The organism is Micromonospora sp. NPDC048170 (genome assembly GCF_040652795.1).
Classification (GTDB): Bacteria; Actinomycetota; Actinomycetes; order Mycobacteriales; family Micromonosporaceae; genus Micromonospora.
Genome location: NZ_JBEZMR010000057.1, coordinates 1 through 16,040 on the forward strand (window position 1 = coordinate 1; position 16,040 = coordinate 16,040).

General features: G+C 75.4%; 17 protein-coding genes. 4 read left to right on the forward strand and 13 right to left on the reverse strand.

The features are described 5' to 3' along the window. Positions 1-132: 132 nt before the first annotated feature. Both AB0D32_RS32165 and AB0D32_RS32170 read right to left on the reverse strand, forming a co-directional pair. On the reverse strand, positions 133-618 hold the full coding sequence (locus AB0D32_RS32165) for an SRPBCC family protein (protein ID WP_357098531.1): 486 nt from the start codon (positions 616-618) through the stop codon (positions 133-135). Beyond that, complete coding sequence (locus tag AB0D32_RS32170) at positions 615-977, reverse strand: metalloregulator ArsR/SmtB family transcription factor (RefSeq protein ID WP_357098534.1); 363 nt, start codon at positions 975-977, stop codon at positions 615-617. The genes AB0D32_RS32165 and AB0D32_RS32170 overlap by 4 nt, the downstream gene beginning before the upstream one ends. Before the next feature lie 101 nt (positions 978-1,078). On the opposite strand from AB0D32_RS32170, the gene AB0D32_RS32175 reads away from it, so the two are divergent. Further along, positions 1,079-1,390, forward strand: a complete 312-nt coding sequence (locus AB0D32_RS32175; protein ID WP_357098537.1) for a hypothetical protein — start codon at positions 1,079-1,081, stop codon at positions 1,388-1,390. A gap of 50 nt (positions 1,391-1,440) precedes the next feature. Here the strand turns inward: AB0D32_RS32175 and AB0D32_RS32180 are convergent, their stop codons facing one another. The 5 genes from AB0D32_RS32180 to AB0D32_RS32200 all read right to left on the reverse strand — a co-directional run bounded on the left by AB0D32_RS32180 (position 1,441) and on the right by AB0D32_RS32200 (position 8,624). Beyond that, on the reverse strand, positions 1,441-3,819 hold the full coding sequence (locus AB0D32_RS32180) for a tetratricopeptide repeat protein (protein WP_357098540.1): 2,379 nt from the start codon (positions 3,817-3,819) through the stop codon (positions 1,441-1,443). Further along, complete coding sequence (locus AB0D32_RS32185; protein ID WP_357098544.1) at positions 3,816-5,579, reverse strand: ABC transporter permease subunit; 1,764 nt, start codon at positions 5,577-5,579, stop codon at positions 3,816-3,818. The genes AB0D32_RS32180 and AB0D32_RS32185 overlap by 4 nt, the downstream gene beginning before the upstream one ends. Beyond that, entirely contained in the window at positions 5,576-6,874 is a 1,299-nt protein-coding gene (locus tag AB0D32_RS32190; protein WP_357098547.1) for an extracellular solute-binding protein, read from the reverse strand. Before AB0D32_RS32190 ends, AB0D32_RS32185 begins: the two co-directional genes overlap by 4 nt. Then, the gene (locus AB0D32_RS32195; protein ID WP_357098552.1) at positions 6,871-7,482 is read right to left on the reverse strand and encodes an ATP-binding cassette domain-containing protein; all 612 of its coding nucleotides are present in this window, start codon (positions 7,480-7,482) and stop codon (positions 6,871-6,873) included. Before AB0D32_RS32195 ends, AB0D32_RS32190 begins: the two co-directional genes overlap by 4 nt. A gap of 134 nt (positions 7,483-7,616) precedes the next feature. Beyond that, the gene (locus tag AB0D32_RS32200) at positions 7,617-8,624 is read right to left on the reverse strand and encodes a YafY family protein (RefSeq protein WP_357098555.1); all 1,008 of its coding nucleotides are present in this window, start codon (positions 8,622-8,624) and stop codon (positions 7,617-7,619) included. 44 nt (positions 8,625-8,668) lie between these two features. Between AB0D32_RS32200 and AB0D32_RS32205 the strand changes: the two genes are divergently transcribed. Together AB0D32_RS32205 and AB0D32_RS32210 are read left to right on the forward strand one after the other, a co-directional pair. Continuing rightward, the gene (locus AB0D32_RS32205) at positions 8,669-9,148 is read left to right on the forward strand and encodes a hypothetical protein (protein ID WP_357098558.1); all 480 of its coding nucleotides are present in this window, start codon (positions 8,669-8,671) and stop codon (positions 9,146-9,148) included. Beyond that, positions 9,148-9,276 (forward strand): hypothetical protein, encoded by a 129-nt coding sequence (locus AB0D32_RS32210; RefSeq protein ID WP_357098561.1) that lies wholly within the window; start codon positions 9,148-9,150, stop codon positions 9,274-9,276. Before AB0D32_RS32205 ends, AB0D32_RS32210 begins: the two co-directional genes overlap by 1 nt. A gap of 103 nt (positions 9,277-9,379) precedes the next feature. Here the strand turns inward: AB0D32_RS32210 and AB0D32_RS32215 are convergent, their stop codons facing one another. The 6 genes from AB0D32_RS32215 to AB0D32_RS32240 are packed head-to-tail and all read right to left on the reverse strand — an operon-like array spanning position 9,380 to position 14,258. Then, entirely contained in the window at positions 9,380-9,685 is a 306-nt protein-coding gene (locus tag AB0D32_RS32215; RefSeq protein WP_357098564.1) for a DUF2470 domain-containing protein, read from the reverse strand. Next, positions 9,682-10,353, reverse strand: a complete 672-nt coding sequence (locus AB0D32_RS32220; protein WP_357098567.1) for a biliverdin-producing heme oxygenase — start codon at positions 10,351-10,353, stop codon at positions 9,682-9,684. The genes AB0D32_RS32215 and AB0D32_RS32220 overlap by 4 nt, the downstream gene beginning before the upstream one ends. Then, positions 10,350-11,237, reverse strand: a complete 888-nt coding sequence (locus tag AB0D32_RS32225) for a heme ABC transporter ATP-binding protein (RefSeq protein WP_357098570.1) — start codon at positions 11,235-11,237, stop codon at positions 10,350-10,352. Before AB0D32_RS32225 ends, AB0D32_RS32220 begins: the two co-directional genes overlap by 4 nt. Continuing rightward, positions 11,234-12,322 carry an iron ABC transporter permease gene (locus AB0D32_RS32230; protein WP_357098573.1) on the reverse strand — a complete coding sequence of 363 codons (1,089 nt, stop codon included), beginning with the start codon at positions 12,320-12,322 and terminating at the stop codon, positions 11,234-11,236. The genes AB0D32_RS32225 and AB0D32_RS32230 overlap by 4 nt, the downstream gene beginning before the upstream one ends. Further along, positions 12,319-13,428, reverse strand: coding sequence for an ABC transporter substrate-binding protein (locus AB0D32_RS32235; RefSeq protein WP_357098576.1), 1,110 nt, complete (start codon positions 13,426-13,428; stop codon positions 12,319-12,321). The genes AB0D32_RS32230 and AB0D32_RS32235 overlap by 4 nt, the downstream gene beginning before the upstream one ends. After that, positions 13,425-14,258, reverse strand: coding sequence for a hypothetical protein (locus AB0D32_RS32240; protein WP_357098579.1), 834 nt, complete (start codon positions 14,256-14,258; stop codon positions 13,425-13,427). The genes AB0D32_RS32235 and AB0D32_RS32240 overlap by 4 nt, the downstream gene beginning before the upstream one ends. Positions 14,259-14,444: 186 nt before the next feature. Here AB0D32_RS32240 and AB0D32_RS32245 point away from each other — a divergent pair, with 186 nt between their 5' ends. Then, complete coding sequence (locus tag AB0D32_RS32245; RefSeq protein ID WP_357098582.1) at positions 14,445-15,950, forward strand: HtaA domain-containing protein; 1,506 nt, start codon at positions 14,445-14,447, stop codon at positions 15,948-15,950. The last annotated feature ends 90 nt before the right edge of the window (positions 15,951-16,040 follow it).

Below are 16,040 nucleotides of genomic sequence, written 5' to 3' on the forward strand. Positions count from 1 at the left end.
CACCACCACACCCCCGCGCCGTTGCCCCCCCCGCTCTGGTGGGGGGGGGGGGGGGGGGGGGGGGGGGGCGCCGCCCCCCCCCCCCCCCCCCCCCCACCACGGCGATCGTCCGAACGGCTGGCCCCTCGGCCGTCAGAGGTCCTTCACGACCTCGACCAGTTGGTCCAGCGCGGCGCTCCAGCCCTCGGCGAATCCCATCTCCTCGTGGGACTTCCTCGCCGAGGCGTCGGCGTGGATCGCTGTGGCGGTGTACCTCGTGCCGTTGCCGGCGCGCTCGATCCTGATGATCGCGGTGAACGGGAAGTCGTCCTTGATGACCTGGGGGCGGAAGCCGGCGCCCAGCCCCGAGGTGAAGGCCAGCGTCGAGCCCTCCTCGACGACCAGGATGCAGCCGTTGCTCGGATACTCCTCGCCCTCGGGCGAGCGCATGACGGTGTCGAACCTGCCGCCGGGCTGGAGGTCGATCTCGCAGGACGAGGTCGACCAGGGCTTCGGGGCGAACCACTGCACGATCAGCTCGGGTGTGGTCCAGGCCTTCCAGACCAGCTCGGGCGCGACGTCGACGGTGCGCTCCAGGACGAGGTCGAGATCCGGGTTCACGCTGGGGTAGGCGGTCATGTCTGCTGCTCCTTCAGGTCGTGGAGAAACGAGTCGAACTGGTCGAGGCGTCGGGTCCACACCGCACGCTGAACGGCGAGCCAGGTGTCGACCTGGGCGAGCGGTTCGGGTGCGAGCCGGTAGGTCCGCACCCGCCCCTTCTTCTCCGACGTCACCAGGCCGGAACGCTCGAGGACGCCCAGGTGCTGGGTGAACGACGGCAGTGCCATGTCGAACGGGCGAGCGAGCTCGCTGGTCGTCGCGGGCCCCCGTCCGAGAAGCTCAACGACCCGGCGGCGGGTCGGGTCCGACAACGCGTGGAACACGTCGTCGAGGGAGCCGCCGACGCTTCCGTCCCCGCCGCCCAGTTGCTTAGGCATGAACCTAAGTATGCGGGAGCGCAATGCTTAGGTCAATCCCTAAGTGAAATCGCCGTGGTCGAACATTCCTCATCCCTGACGGGTGAGCCATCCTGGAGGGCATGACCGACGTCGGCGCACCGGAACCGCTCATCCTCCACGTGTACTGCCGGCTCGAGGTGGCCGTGACCGACCCGCAGGCGCTCACCGACCATGCGGTGGCCGATCTGCGAGCGGCGGAAATCGACTGGTCGGCGGAGGAGGACGACCTCGAATCGGCAGTGGCGGACCTGCGGGGCAACCTGGCGATGTCGTTGGCGTCGGTGGCGGACATCAGCCGGATGGTCGACGAACTGCCGGGTGCGGAGGCGAGAGGCGGGTTGTGCTGGGCCGAGCCCGGACCGCCCCGCGAGGCTGTCTGGCCGGTCGAGTGAGGGACCGCCCCACTTCGACCTGGCCATGAACAGCGTCAGGTCACGGCCTCCTACGGCCGGATCGGCGCGTCGTCGCCCATCAGGCGGGCGTCCGCCGCGGCCCCGGCGTCGGTGTCCCCCGCCTCCTCGCACACGCCCGCCGCGTCCGCCCAGTGCCGCCGGGCCTCGTCGGCGTCGCCGAGGGCCGCCGCCGCGTCACCCAGGTGCAGCAGCGTCCGCCCCAGGCCGGCCGTCGGCCGCCCGTCGCGCAGCCGCAGGCTCTCGGCCAGCATCCCGTACGCCTGCCGGGCCTGGGCCGGCGCGGAGGTCAACAGCGCGGCACCCGCGTTGAGCAGCGCGGCGGCCCGGTTGGTCGGATCCGCCACCGAGTCGTACTCGCGCAGCGCCGCCCGCCACGCCTGCGCCGCGTCGAGGTGCTCACCGAGGCCGGCGTGCACCAGCACCAGGTTGGTCAGCGCCGCCGCGTAGCCCCGGGCGTCGCCGAGCGCGCGGAAGGCGTTCGCCGCCCGGACCAGGTGGTGGTGTGCGGCCTCCAGCTCACCCCGGGCCAGCCGGGCGGCGCCCAGCCCGAGGTCGGTCAGCGCGTGCCCGGCCCGGTCCGCCGTGGAGCGGTGCCGCCGCGACAGTTCCAGGTGCTCCACCGCGTCGTCGAGCTGCCCCAGGTCCAGCAGCACCAGGCCGAGGTTCATCCGCGCCTGAGCGGTGCCGCGCCGGCCCCGCTCCGCCACCGCGAGGCTGAGCGCCGTCGCCGCCCCCTGCGGGTCGTGCCGGCGGCGGCGCAGCACCCCCAGCTCGTTGTGCGCCCAGCCGGCGATCTCCGGCCGGTCGTCGGCCGTGGGCGTGGCGAGCACCGTGCGGCACACCTCCGCCCACTCGTCGAGCCGCTCGGCGTGGGCGAGCCACCCGCACAGCGCCACCGCCAGCCGGAACCACCAGCGGCGCACGCGGCGCGGCAGGGTCTCCGCCGCGCCCGCCGGCACCCGTACCACCGCCAGCAGCAGCTCCTGGTGCAGGTCGAACCAGCTGTACGGGTCGTCGTCCAGTGCCAGCGTCGGCTCCCGGTCCGGCGGCGAGCCGGCCACCGCGAGGGTGGCGGCGTGCCGCTCGGCCCGCCGGGCCAGGTGCCGGGTGAGCCGGGTCTGCGCGGCGACCCGCCGCCGCGCCGGCTCCGCGTCGCGCAGGTGCATCCGGGCGTACGGGGCCAGCAGCGGGCGCACCTCGTAGCGGTCGCCGGGCGCGCCGGTGACGAACCCGCCGGTGGCCAGCTCGTGCAGCAGGGTGGACACCCCAGCTCGACGCCTGGCGAGCGCCGCGATCGTCGGTCGGTCCAGCGGCACGGGGCTGAGTGACATCAGTCGCCACAACCGCCGCGCCTCGCCGCCCAGCGCGTGGTACGCCGTGTCGCGGGCGGTCACCAGCAGGGTCGCCGGGGAGGCGGCGACGTGCTGGTGCGGGGGCGTGTCGACGGCGCGGCGCAGCGCGTCGAGCACGTCGGTGTGCCGCCACCCGTGCTGCGCCGTACGCCGACCGAGCTCCGCCACCGTGCGGGGCTGCCGTCCGCAGAGTTCGACGAGGGCGCGTACGGCCGGATCGGTGCGCGGGTCCGGGCGGTGCGGCCGGGCGACGGGCGCGGTGGCGCCCGCGGCGGCGAACAGCTCGACGGCGTCGTCGGCGTCCGGCTCGGCGATCCCGTGCGCCACCACCCCGTCCAGGGCGGCCAGCGCTCCCGTGCCGGCCAGCAGCAGGCGGCACGTCCGCGCGGTCGGCGGCAGCAGCGCTCTGACCTGGGCCGGGAAGTCCACGTTGTCCAGCACCACGAGGATCGCCTTGCCGTCGAGCTGGCCGCTCAGCTCGTCGGCGGCGCCAGCCAGGTCGTCGGCGCGTCCCGACGCCGGCGGCCGGGTGCCGAGGATCCGGGCCAGCGCGGTGAGCACCTGCCGGGCGTCGTGCCGTCGGCCGCCCCGGCGCAGGTCCAGGTAGTACTGGCCGTCGGGAAAGTCCTCCCGGCACAGGTTGGCGGCCTGGACGGCGCAGGACGAGGTGCCCACGGCCCGCCGGCCGACCACCGCGACCGCGTGCTCCTTCCGCAGCAGCCCGACGATCGCGTCGACGTGCCCGGCCCGCCCGGTGAATCCGGCCGGCCACGGCAGGGTGGGCGCGCCGACGGCGGGTGCGGCCTCGGCGTCGTCCGGTGTCGCGGCCTGCTGTCGCTGGCGGCGCCACTCCACGACGCCGCCGGCGGCGAGACCGAGCACGATCACCCCGGCGCTGGCGGAGCCGAGCTGGGCGGCGGAGAGCTCGGAGAGCAGGTTGCCGGTCACGTTGCCGAGCACCGCGTTGACCGTGCCGCCGATCACGCCGCCGATCGCCAGCAGCAGGCTCAGCCGCCGGGGCCGCCGCGAGCGGCGATCCTGCCCCGGCCCGGTCATCGGACGCCCCCGGCGACCAGGCCGGCGACGAGTTGGCGGCGGGCCAGCACCACCAGCAGCACGGGCAGGATCGAGGCGATGACCGAGCCCGCGGCGAGCGCCCCGCTGTTGGCCACGAAGCCCCGGGTCTGGCCGGCGAGGAACAGCCCCAGCGGCACCGCGCCCGGCCCGCTGAACAGCAGGCCCACCACCAGGTCGTTCCACACCTGTACGAACTCCAGCACCGCGACGGCGACCACGGCCGGACGGTTGTGCCGGGCGAGCAGCCGCAGGGTGCCCCACCAGTGCCGCCCGCCCACCCGGGCCGACCGCACCTGCTCGGCGGGCAGGTCCGCGAACGCGTTGCGCAGCACCAGCACGGCGAACGGCACGCCCAGCGCGACGTGCACCAGCGCCAGCCCGCGCGCCGTGCCCGAGGACAGCACCACGCCGAGGACCTCGTTGACCGGCCCGGCGATCACCTGCACCGGCACGATGGCGGCGGCCATCAGCAGCAGCCCGGTGGCCTGGGCGGGCGGCCCGGTCAGCCAGGCCAGCGGGTACGCGGCGAGCAGCGCGACGCCCAGCACCACGGCGGTGACCGTGGTCGCCAGCACCAGCGTGAAGCCGAGCGTGCGCCACAGTTCGGCGCCGGTCAGCAGGTCCCGGTAGGAGTCGAGGCTGGGCGGGCTCCACCACCAGCCCCGGGCCGCCGCGTCCACCGTGCCGTGCAGCGAGGTGGCGAGCAGCACCCCGAGCGGCACCAGCCAGGCGACCGCTGCGCCCGCCACCAGCAGCCGGGTCGCCCGCCGTGGCGCCGGTGCCGCCGGATCGGGACCGACGGGCGCAGGGTCCCGGGGCGGCGGCCACGCCTGCCGGACGAACAGCGCCGTGACCAGCATGCCGGCGGCCACGGCCACCAGCCACACCACGCCGAGCGCCGCGCCCTCGCCGGTGGTGGCGCCGTTGGAGGTCTGCCAGACCCGCAGCGCGAGCACCGACGCCTCGTCGCGTACCGAGCCGGGTGCCATCACCAGGATCAGGTCGAACGTCCGGGCGGTGCCGAGCGCCGCCAGGGTGAACACCACCGCCACGGTACGCAGCAGCAGCGGCCGCCACTGCGCGTCCCAGAGCACGTCGCGGCGGTTGCCGCCGTAGGCGCGGACCGCGTCGGCGAGGCTGGGCGGCACGGCGTCGAGGGCGGCCCGGAACACCAGCACGGCCAGCCCGACCCAGGCCCACACGAACGCCGACATCAGCGCCACCGTGACCAGGCCGGGGCCGAGCAGTTGCGGGGCGTCGGCCGCCGGCCGGCCGGTCAGCGTCGCGGCGACCAGGGTGGCCAGCCCGCGCCCCGGATCCGGGTCGTACATCAGCCGGAAGGTGACCCCGGTGACCACGAGCGGCAGCGCGGTCGGCACCACCAGGATGAGGCGGACCAGCCCGCCCTCCTGCGAGCGACGCGAGGCGGCGGCGAGCAGGTAGCCCAGGACGGTGACCACCGCCGGCACCACCAGCGCCCAGAGCAGCGTGCGTCCCACCACGGCACCGGTGCCGGGCGCGGCCAGCGCGGTGCGGAAGTGCTCCGTGCCCACCCACCGGCCGTCGGTGGTGACGCTGGCGTGCAGCGTACGCAGCACCGGCCACGCCACCAGGCCGCCGAGCAGCAGCAGGGCGGGCAGCAGCAGCGCCGAGGTGGCTCCCGCCGCCGGGTAGGCCCGCCCGCGTCGGGGCGGCCCGACGTCGTCGAGGACCGCCAGCTCGCCCAGGACCCGGCTCATCGCCCGCCACCCGTCGACCGGGCCGCCGCCGCCAGTTGCCCGACGGCCCGGCGGGTGGCCTCGCCGGCGGCGACCCCGTTGGTGACGTCGGCGAAGAAGTCCTGCATGATCCGCCAGATGCCCACCCCGTCGGAGCCGGTGAACGGGCCCGGCAGGCGGTCGGAGAGGTCGAAGCGCACCGCCTCGGCCGTGCGCAGCTCGGCGGCGAGGCGTCGGCGGACGGGGTCGCGGTAGTCGTCCAGCGGCACGGACACGTTGGGGGAGAGGTAGCCGCCGGCGCGCAGCCACGGCTGGAACGCCGAGCCGCCGCTCAGCCAGCGCACCAGCTGCGCCCCGCGGGCCGAGCCGCCGAACGCCACGGCCGCGTCGCCACCGACGATCAGCGGGCTGTCGGCGACCCGGGAGCCGGGAAAGCGGAAGGTCTCCGGCTGCTCCGGGCCCCGGCGGAACCGGCGGCTGACGTCGTCGACGAAGTCGGCCTCGAACAGCATCGTGGCCCACCGGTGGTGCACCACCTGGATCACCGACTCCTCGTACTGGGTGAGCAGGGCGCGGCGGCCGCCGCCAGGGAACGCGCCGTCGACGCTCCACAGCTCGGCGAGCCGGTCCAGCGCCGTGTGCGTCGACGGACTCCGCCAGTCGGCCTCGCCGCGGGCCAACGCCTCGTAGTAGCCGGGCGGGGCCACGTCGGCGAGCACGTTCTCGAACCAGTCGGTGAGCACCCAGCCGTCGGCCGCGCCGACGGCCAGCGGCGCCGGGCCGTCGCCCGCCCGGGCCCGCGCACCGAGCCGCCGGGTGAGCGTCACCAGCTGGTCCCAGGTGCGCGGTGGCGCGGGGAGCATCGACGGGAGGTACCAGAACAGCGACTTGTGGGCCGCCTTCACCCAGACGCCGTAGCGCCGGCCGTCGGCGGAGAGCAGGTCGGACATGCCGGGTGGGAGAGCGTAGCTGGTGGCGGGGGTCAGCTCGCGCAGCCAGCCGCGTCGGGCGTACTCGATGACCAGCCCCGACCTGGGCAGGATCGCCACGTCGGGGCTGGTGCCGGCGAGTTGGCGGGCGCGCAGGAACGCGTCGATGTCGTTGCCGGCGCTGATCACCTGCACGCCCGCGCCGTAGCCGGCCACGACCTCGCGGAAGCGGGCCAGCTCGCCGCCGCTCCACACGACCGCGACCTGGACCGCCGGCGGCGCGCCCGAGCAGCCCGCGGCGGTGGCGGCGGTGGCCGCGGCGGTGGCCCGCAGCAGGGTACGGCGGCTCGGCCCCGCCGCCGGTGTCGCCCGGCCCACCGGCGTCACCGGTCCACCTCTGCGGCGACCGGCACGTCGGCCAGAACGCCCGGGTCGGCCGTGCACACCAGCGTGGCCACGCCCGGCGTGTCCGGTGGGGAGAGCCGGCCGACCAGGTCCGTCAGCCGTCCGGCGCCGGACTGCCCGGTCGGCAGGTCGATCACCAGCACCTCGGGCAGGCAGACCATCGCCCGGGCGAGCGCCACCCGGAACCGCTGCGCCTCCGACAGCAGGTGCGGTCGCAGACCCAGCGTCGGTGCCAGCTCCAGCCGCTCGACCACCGTCGCCGTCCAGGCGTCGGCCATCTCCCGCACCCGCTCCCGCCGGCGCTGGCCGTAGGCGATGTTGCGACGCACGGTCAGGTGGGGCAGCAGCGCGCCGCCCGCCGGCACGTAGGCGATGCGGCGCAGCGCCGGCGGCAGGGCGGTCACCTCCCGGCCGCCGACCAGGATCCGGCCGGCGACCGGCGCGGCCAGCCCGCTCACCACCCGGGCGACGGCGGTGCCGACGGGCGGGGCGGCGACCAGGGCGGCACAGGCGCCGGCGGAAACGTCGAGGGTCACCGCGGCGGCGTCGGGCGCGGCGACGAGTTCGCACAGTCGTAACGTGGCTATCACCTCCGGTGGCCCGGGCGGTCGCCCCCAGGGTCGCACAACCGGCGGCGGAGCGTGGCCCGCGATGCTCCCCAGTGGAGGGACGCCGGGCGCCGGCGGCGCGCGTCGTCCGGATCGTGCGCGTCGCCCGCGGCGGGTCACGGGCGCGGCGTCGCCTCCTTCGGTACGGAACGCGGGGCGTAGAGGGCGGCCAGGCCGGCGGCGGTGGCGGCGATCCGCTCCCGAAGCGCGGCCGGGGTCAGCACCTCCACGTCCGCGCCGAGCCGCAGCAGGTCGCCGTGGGCGTGGGTGAGCGACTCGATCGGGATGACGGCGGTCACCCAGCCGGCGTCGTCGGGCACCCCCGCGGTGTCGTCGACGGCGGCCACCACCAGCTCGCTGGCGATCTCCCGCAGTCGCTCCCGACCCTGGGGGGAGAGCCGGATCGTCGCGTCGTCGTGGTGCAGGCCGGCCCGGAAGCGCACCACGTGCGCCCGCCACCAGGCGGGCAGGTCGAATCCCGTCGGGCGCGGGAACTCCTCGTCGAGGGTGGCCAGCGACAGGATCTGGTTGATCCGGTAGGTGGCCGGCCCGTCCCGCCCGGGCCGGCCGGCGACGGTGTACCACCGGCCTCCCTTGAGGACCAGCCCGTAGGGCTCCAGCACCCGGTCGACCTCCCCGGCCCAGCTGCGGTAGCGCACCTCGATCCGGCGCTGCTGCCAGACCGCCTCGGCCACGTCCGCGAGGTGGGGTGAGGCGTCGCCGTCGGCGTACCAGTTGGGGGTGTCCAGGTGGAACCGTTCCTGGACACGGACGGCCCGGTCGGCCAGCGCGGGCGGCAGCGCGGCGTGCAGCTTGACCCGGAGCGCGGCGACCGCCGCACCGTAGCCCAGCTCGGCGGCGGGCCCGGGCAGCCCGGCGAGGAAGAGCCGCTCCGCCTCCTGCGCGGTCAACCCGGTCAGCCTCGTCCGCCAGCCGTCGACGAGCTGGTAGCCGCCCGCGTGTCCGGCCTCGCCGTAGAGCGGGATGCCGGCCGCGTGCAGCGACTCGACGTCGCGGTAGACGGTGCGGGTGGACACCTCCAGCCGCTCGGCGAGCTGCGCGGCGGTCATCCGCCCGTGGGCCTGGAGCAGCATCAGGAGGGAGAGCAGTCGGCTGGCCCGCATTCTGCTGACAGTAGTTGTCAGTGGAGTGTCCGTACCGTCCCGGCATGGCTTTTCGCGACAAGGAACTTCGGGTGCCGGGACCTCTCACGGTCGCCGGCCGCCAGCTCAAGCGCTACCACGTCGACCAGCCGGAGCGGCGGATCGAACCGGAGGTGGAGCGGGCCGCGTACGCGGTGCTGCCCCGCCTGCTGCCCGCGCGCGACGGCGACGACACGCCGCCGGCCGGCTGGGTGGTGCTGCACCGGGGCGCCGACACGGGGGCATACCTGCTGGCCTACAGCTGGGTCTGGGACAACGTGGTGGAGGTGCGGATCGCGGTGGCCGGTCAGCCCGCCGTGGGCTGCCCGGACGACGACCCGACGCGCTTCGTGGACCTGGACCGCCCCTGGGCGGGCTGCGTCTGGGAGCTGGGGGTGCTGGAGCACGAGCGGGTCGCCTGGGCCCGGCACGTGCTGGCGCCGGAGCGGCCGGACCTGACCGGCTGGCTCGCCGACAGCCGCGCCGAAGGGCCGGTGGGGCGCTGATGGCCGACTTCGACTTCCTCGTCGGCACCTGGAACGTGGCCAACTGGGAGCAGGCGTTCTCCACCGACGGCGAACGCACCTGGGAGACCAACTGGGTCATGGAGTTCACCCGGGCGTCGACAGGCTGACCGGCGACGGCCCCACCGGCTCAGCGGGACGCCGAACCGAGCCGGTGGGCACCTTCCAGCCCCTCCGCGCCCCGGACGGGGGCAGGTTGCGACTGCCGGTCGGTCAGCCGGCCGGGCGCGGGGGCAGCCCGAGCCGCTCGCACGCCTCCCGGTACATCCGCACCACCTCCTGCCGGATCTGGACGCGCTCGGTCAGGCGGTGGGCGAACGGCACCCGCACCGGGACCTCGATGTCGTGCACGGTGACCGCGAACTCCATCCCCTCGGCGTCCAGGCCGGTGGCCCGGGCCCGGGTGGCGGCCGGTTGCCCGCCGAGCGTGCGGCAGATGAGCAGCGAGTCCTCGGCGTGGTCGTCGTTCATGTGCCGGCATACGGCGGCGACCACGTCGGGGGCGAACGGGCCGGTCACGCCGCCGGCTCCGTGGCTGCGGCCGGGACGAACCCGGACAGGGCGGCGAGGACCTCGGTGTTGTGCCGGTACGCCACGAGCACCTCGGCTCGCAGCGCGGCCCGTCCCGCCCCGTCGAGCGGGAGGTCGTCCAGTCTGGCCCGGTAGGCGTCCTTGTACGCCTTCGGGTCGGTGATCCGGTCGAACCGGTAGAACGCCGCCCCGGCGTCCCCCGTCAGCCCGTAGTGCCGGGCGAGGGACCGGCCGATGTGCAGGCCGCCGGAGAGGTCGCCGAGGTAGCGGGTGTAGTGGTGGGCGACGAACCGTTCCGGTGAGGTGGTGCAGACCTCGCCGAGGCGGCCCGCGTAGGAGACCGTGGCCGGGGTCGGCTCGATCCGTCGGCGCCAGTCGGCTCCGAGCAGGAACTCCAGGTCCGCGGCGAGCGCGGGCAGCCGGGTCAGCGCGTCGTCGACGAACGGGCCGGCGACCGGGTCGTGGCGCATCGCCTCGGCGGCACTCTCCAGCGCCTCGTAGATCACGTGGTGCTGCACCACCAGCGCGGTGTAGCCGGCGCGGTCCAGGTCGCCGGCCACCAGGGCGGAGATGTAGCTTTCGGACTCGGCGCCCTGGTGGGCCTCCTTGCTGGCGGCCCGTAGTTCGGCCGAGAACGGGGTGCTGGTCGGGCTCATGTTTCCTCCAGGGTGACGGGGGGCCGGGCCGGTCGCCGTCGTCGGGGGACGACCAACGGTAGCCGGGTACGTGGGTGGGGCACGACCTCCACGTCGTGCCGGTAGACCTCGCTGAGCAGTGGTGCGGTGAACACCTCCGCCGGTGGTCCGGCGGCGCGCACCCGGCCGTCGGCGAGCAGGGTGACGGTGTCCGCGTACGCACCCGCGAGGGTCAGGTCGTGCAGCACCGCCACCACGGCGTCGCCGGCGCGCGCCCGATCACGGGCGATACGCATGACCAGTTCCTGGTGACCGAGGTCGAGGGCCGCGGTCGGTTCGTCGAGCAGCAGCACGGCGGCGCGCTGCGCCAGCGCCCGGGCCAGCGCGACGCGCGCCTGTTCGCCGCCCGAGAGCGACGGGTACCGCCGGTCGGCGAAGCGGGTCACGTCGCAGCGCTCAAGGACGTCGACGACGGTCGCGTCGTCGCGTCGCTGTTCCGGTCGACCCGCCCACGGCGCCCGTCCCATCCGCACCACCTCGTCGACGGTGAACGGGAAGCTCAGGGTGCTGCGCTGGGGCAGCACGGCCCGACGCATCGCCAGTTCCACCGGCGACCACCGGTCCGGGGGCGACCCGTCGATCTCGACGGTGCCGGCCACGGCCGGCAGGTCGCCGCTGACGGCCGCGAGCAAGGTGGACTTGCCGGCGCCGTTCGGACCGACGAGGGCGTGCACCTCGCCGGCGCGGATCCGCAGGTCGACTCCGTCCAGCACCGGCCGTCCGGCGCGGTCGACGCGCAGGCCGGTGACCTGGACGCGGGTCGCCCCCGGGGGCACCGGCGTCGGCACGCGGGGCGCCGCCCAGCGCCGCCGAGCGCGGGCCACCCCGCCTCCGGAGCGGCTCATCCCCAGCCCCCGGCCCGGTCCCGGGTGCGGCGCAGCAGCCAGAAGAAGGCCGGCCCGCCGACGACCGCGGTGAGCACGCCGAGCGGGAGTTCCTGGTGGGCGACCAGGGTGCGGGCGGCGAGGTCGGCGGCGATCACCACGACCGCCCCGCCGAGCGCGCTGGCCGGCAGCAGCACGCGGTGCCCCGGACCGGCGACCATCCGGACCAGGTGCGGCACCACCAGACCGATGAAGCTGATGATGCCGGTGAAGGCCACGGCCGCCGCGCCGAGCAGCGCGGTGACCACGATCATGCGGATCCGCAGCCGTTCGACGTCGACCCCGAGGTGCCGGGCGGCGGGCTCGCCGAGGGCGAGCAGGTCGAGCCGGCGGGCGTCGGCGTACGCGACGCCGAGCCCGACCGCCAGGCAGGGCGTGGCCAGCGTGACCGCCGACCAGTTCGCCGACGCCAGGCTGCCCAGGTTCCAGAAGGCGATGGCCTGCACGCCGGACTCGTCGGCGACGAACATGAGCAGCCCGATCACCGCCCCGGCGACCGCGTTGACCGCGACGCCGGTCAGGACCAGGGTCACCACCTCGGTCCGGCCGCCGGAGCGGGACAGCAGGTAGACGGCGTACGTGGTGGCCAACCCGCCGGCGAAGGCGGCGGCGGGTACGGTCCAGCCGCCCAGGACGGTGACGCCGGTGACGATGGCGAGTGCCGCGCCGACCGCCGCACCGGCGGAGACGCCGATGACGCCGGGTTCGGCCAGTGGGTTGCCGAACACGCCCTGCATGACGGCTCCGGCGCAGCCGAGCGCGGCGCCCACCACGGCGGCCAGCACCACCCGGGGGAACCGCACGATCCAGAGCGCGTTCTCGCCCTGGGGGTTCGCCGGCAGGGTGCCGACATCCAGGCCGAGGCGGTGCAGGACGGAGCCGAGCACCTCGGCGGGGGAGATCTGGACCTGTCCCCGGCCCGCCGCGACCAGGGCGACCAGCACCAGGAGGGCGCCGAGGCCGGCGAGCAGCGGCGTCCCGCGCCGTCCCGCGCGCCTGCTGGGGGCTGCCGCCGTCTTCCGGACGGCGGTGTCGACGCCGGTCACGACGGTTCGCCGCAGGAGTAGACGGCCGTGGCCAGGGCCTGCACCGTCCGGCCGGACCGGGTGCCGAAGGTGAGCAGGGTGCCGTCGTCCATGTCGACGATCCGGCGGGCCGCGCCGGCCGGGGTCTGTGCGACCCCGGGGAGCTTCAGCAGGCCGTCGACACCGCCGACGGAGGCCAGCCCGGCGCTCATCACCAGGATCACGTCGGGTGCGGCGTTGATCAGGCCCTCGCTGGTCAGCGGGCGGAACCTGGTCAGGCCGACGGCGCTGCCGGCGTCCACCCCGCCGATCGCCTCGATCATCGCGTCCGAGCCGGCTCCCTCGCCGCCGACCAGGTAGACGCCTGCGGTGCCGCGCAGGTAGAGGAAGGCGATCCGGGGCGCCTTTCCCTCCGGCGCGCTGCGACGGGCGGCGGCGATCTCGCCCTCGACCCGGGCCACGAGCCGCTCGCCGGCCGCCGTGACGCCGAGGGCCGCCGCCACCGCGCGGATGTGCCCCGGTACGGCGGAGAGGGTCTGCTCGGCCTCGACGAGGACGACGGGGATGCCGGAGGCACGCAGCTGTCGTAGTGCCTCCGGTGGTCCGATGCTGTCGTCGGCGAGTACGACGGTCGGGTTCAGGGCCAGCACCGCCTCGGCGGAGAGGTCGTGCCCGGCCGGGGTGACGACGGGCAGGTGCGCCGCCGCCGGGAACGTGGTCGAGGTGTCCCGGCCGATGACGTTGCCGCCGAGGCCGAGTGCGAACACGGTCTCGGCGATCGACCCGTAGAGGTTCACGGGCAGGATGCGACTGGCGTCGGTGACGGTGACGGTGGTGCCGTCGGCGGAGGTGACGGTGGCCGGAAGGACGGGGGTCGGTCCCGGCCGCAACGCGGTGACGTCGGTGTTGCCGAGGGTGGCCGTGACCGGTCCGCAGGCGGCCGGGTCCGCCGGCGTGGCGCCCGAGGTGGGCGCGGAGCAGCCGACGGCGACCCCGCAGAGCAGCGCCAACAGGGCGCCGACCGGTGCTGCCGTCGCCGACTTCCCGCTCCGCGCCCCGGGCCGGGGGAGCGGGGCGCGGTGGGCGGCCGGGCGGGTGGGCCGGCGGTGCCGGGCGGTCTCCGTCACCGGGCCGCGCCCCGTCGGCGCCACCGGCGCAGCCCCAGCAGGGCCGTGACCGCCAACGCCAGGGACAGCAGGGCGATGGTCCACCCGCGACCGGCCCCGGTGGCGGCGCTGACCCGGCTGATCGCCGGCTCGGTGGGAGCGGCGCCGGCCACGGCGGCACCGTCCCCGGTGGCGGCGGTCCCCGGCGAGCCGGCCGGGGCAGGGGGAGCGGTCGTGGTCGTCGTGGTGGCCGGCGCGGCGGTGCCGCCCGGGGCCCCGGCGGAACCCGACGGGGCGCGGCCCGGGGCGACGGTGCTGGCCGGCGCCGGACGGGTATTGGCCGGGGAGGCGGACCGGGCGAAGGTCACCGCGACCCGGACGTCCTGGGACCGGTCGGCGGCGCGGGTGTGGTCGGCGCGGGTGGACACCGCGCACCGGCGGGTGGTGCAGTCGATGGCGCCGATGGCCGGGGTGACCCGGAGAGTGACCCGGAACGACCCGCCGGGCCCGTACGGCACGGCCAGCCCCTCCCCGTACGAGGGCGGGTTCGACGAGATCCAGTGCGAGGCACCGAGCGAGCCGCTCGTGTCGGCGCCGCCGCCGCACGGACCCGGGGCCGCGCCGGCTCCGTTGTCCACACAGAACGCCACGTAGATGCCCTTGGCGACGTCGTACCCGCTACCGGAGACGGTGACGGTCGCGCCGGAGCTGCCGAGTCCGGTGCTGGGGGTGACGCTGAGCGTCTGACCGCCGGGGCCGCGTCCGGTGCCCGCGTGGGCGGGGGGTGGGACGGCGACGACACCCACGGTGAGCAGGGTGGCGGCCAGGAAGACGTGACGCCGTGTTCGCATCGGGTTCCTCACGAGAGCGTCGGCCACTCGGCCGAGCAGACTTAGGTTTGCCTAACCTAAGTTATAAGTCGGCTGCTCACAAGGGGTTGTTCGGTCCGGATGATCAAACCGAACGCCACTGGACTCCTTGGTTAGGTTTGCCTAACCTTACTGACCGTCCGTAACTGATCAAGAAGGGGAGTCAGCATGGTCCGATCCAGAGCCGGTAACGCCTGGCGGCAGTCGATGCGTTGGGCGGCGGTCGCCGCCCTCGGTCTGTCGGCGGCACTCGTGGGCGCCGGCCCCGCCTCGGCAGCCGGGGCCGACATCACCGGTGGCACCCTGACCTGGGGCTTCAAGGAGTCCTTCCGCAACTACGTCGCCGGCGGAAACGGCAACCCGCCGATCGCGGCGAGCAACGGGGCCACCGTCAACGCCGACGGCACGTTCACCTTCCCGTCGACGGGGGAAACCCACGACGCCGCCACCGGTGCCACCAGTGCCGGCTACGGCGGCAAGGTGGTCTTCTCGTACCCCGGGCACTTCTTCAGCATCGCGCTGGCCAACCCGACGATCGCCATCTCCGGCGGCACCGCCGCCCTGAAGGCGGACGTCGACCTGACCACGACGGCGGCCGAACCGGTCTCGGTACGGCAGGCGACCATCGCCACCATCGCCGTCGGCGACGGAAACCCGGGTGGCGACGCCGGTACGGTGACCGGCACCAACCTGGCCGCGACGCTGACCACCGCCGGCGCTTCGGCGTTCAACGGTTTCTACGCCGCGGGTGACTCGCTCGACCCGGTGTCGTTCACCTTCACCACCGGCGACGCCGGGCCGGCGAGACCGGCGGTGGCCGTCACCCCGGCCGGCGGGCTCGACCCGTCGGGCGCGACGATCACCGTCGAGGGCTCCGGCTTCGACCCGAATGCCAACGGTGCGGCCGGCGTCTACGTCTCGTTCGGGCCCCGGGTCGACGAGCACTGGACCAACGCCGGTGTGCTCCAGGTGACCAAGTGGGTGAACGCGGCGAACGAGCCGACCGACGCGCGGGACAAGCTCAACGCCGACGGCACGTTCCGGACCACGCTGCCGATCCGCGCCGTCTACACCGACAGCACCGGCAAGCAGGTCGACTGCACCGCCGTGCAGTGCTACGTCATCACGTTCGCGGCCCGCGGCTCCGCGGACCGCAGCCAGGACACCTTCACGCCGGTCACCTTCGCCGGAACCGGTGCCGGTGCGGGCGACGCCCAGCAGCGGATCACCGCCACCGTGAAGGGCGGCCCGCTGACGCTGGGCGTGGCCGGTTCCGCCGTCGCCCTGCCGGCCGTGACCAACGGCCAGGTCGCCAGCGGGGCCCTGCACGACGCCACCGTGGCGGACCTGCGGGGCACCGACGCCGGTTGGAGCCTCGTCGGGCAGGTCTCCGACTTCACCTCCGGCACCGGCGGGGTCATCGCCGCGGACAACCTCGGCTGGACGCCGAGCGCGGTCGCGGTCGACGATCCGCTCGCCGGGAACCCCGGCACGGTCGTCCCGGGCGCGGTGGCCGCGCCCGGCGCCGGCCTCGGCGGGGCCCGGGCGCTCTGCACCTCGGCTGCCGGGGCCAGCGGTGGCACCTTCACCTGTGGCGCCCAGCTGAACCTCGGTGTGCCGGCGTCCGCCGCGGCGGGCGACTACACGGCGACCCTCACCCTGACCCTCTCCTAAGGCGTGTTTCATAAGCCGGTCAGAGCCACTCGGTGATGATGGTGATGGTCAGGACGGCTTGGAAGCGGACGGCGAGTTTGTCGTATCGGG

Bases quoted from the DNA above. Each gene is read 5' to 3' on its own strand.
- AB0D32_RS32240 (WP_357098579.1), bottom strand. From the start codon at position 14,258: ATGCGAACACGGCGTCACGTCTTCCTGGCCGCCACCCTGCTCACCGTG.
- AB0D32_RS32205 (WP_357098558.1), top strand. From the start codon at position 8,669: ATGGCTTTTCGCGACAAGGAACTTCGGGTGCCGGGACCTCTCACGGTC.
- AB0D32_RS32185 (WP_357098544.1), bottom strand. From the start codon at position 5,579: ATGAGCCGGGTCCTGGGCGAGCTGGCGGTCCTCGACGACGTCGGGCCG.
- AB0D32_RS32220 (WP_357098567.1), bottom strand. From the start codon at position 10,353: ATGAGCCCGACCAGCACCCCGTTCTCGGCCGAACTACGGGCCGCCAGC.
- AB0D32_RS32170 (WP_357098534.1), bottom strand. From the start codon at position 977: ATGCCTAAGCAACTGGGCGGCGGGGACGGAAGCGTCGGCGGCTCCCTC.
- AB0D32_RS32200 (WP_357098555.1), bottom strand. From the start codon at position 8,624: ATGCGGGCCAGCCGACTGCTCTCCCTCCTGATGCTGCTCCAGGCCCAC.
- AB0D32_RS32175 (WP_357098537.1), top strand. From the start codon at position 1,079: ATGACCGACGTCGGCGCACCGGAACCGCTCATCCTCCACGTGTACTGC.
- AB0D32_RS32225 (WP_357098570.1), bottom strand. From the start codon at position 11,237: ATGAGCCGCTCCGGAGGCGGGGTGGCCCGCGCTCGGCGGCGCTGGGCG.
- AB0D32_RS32180 (WP_357098540.1), bottom strand. From the start codon at position 3,819: ATGACCGGGCCGGGGCAGGATCGCCGCTCGCGGCGGCCCCGGCGGCTG.
- AB0D32_RS32210 (WP_357098561.1), top strand. From the start codon at position 9,148: ATGGCCGACTTCGACTTCCTCGTCGGCACCTGGAACGTGGCCAACTGG.
- AB0D32_RS32165 (WP_357098531.1), bottom strand. From the start codon at position 618: ATGACCGCCTACCCCAGCGTGAACCCGGATCTCGACCTCGTCCTGGAG.
- AB0D32_RS32245 (WP_357098582.1), top strand. From the start codon at position 14,445: ATGGTCCGATCCAGAGCCGGTAACGCCTGGCGGCAGTCGATGCGTTGG.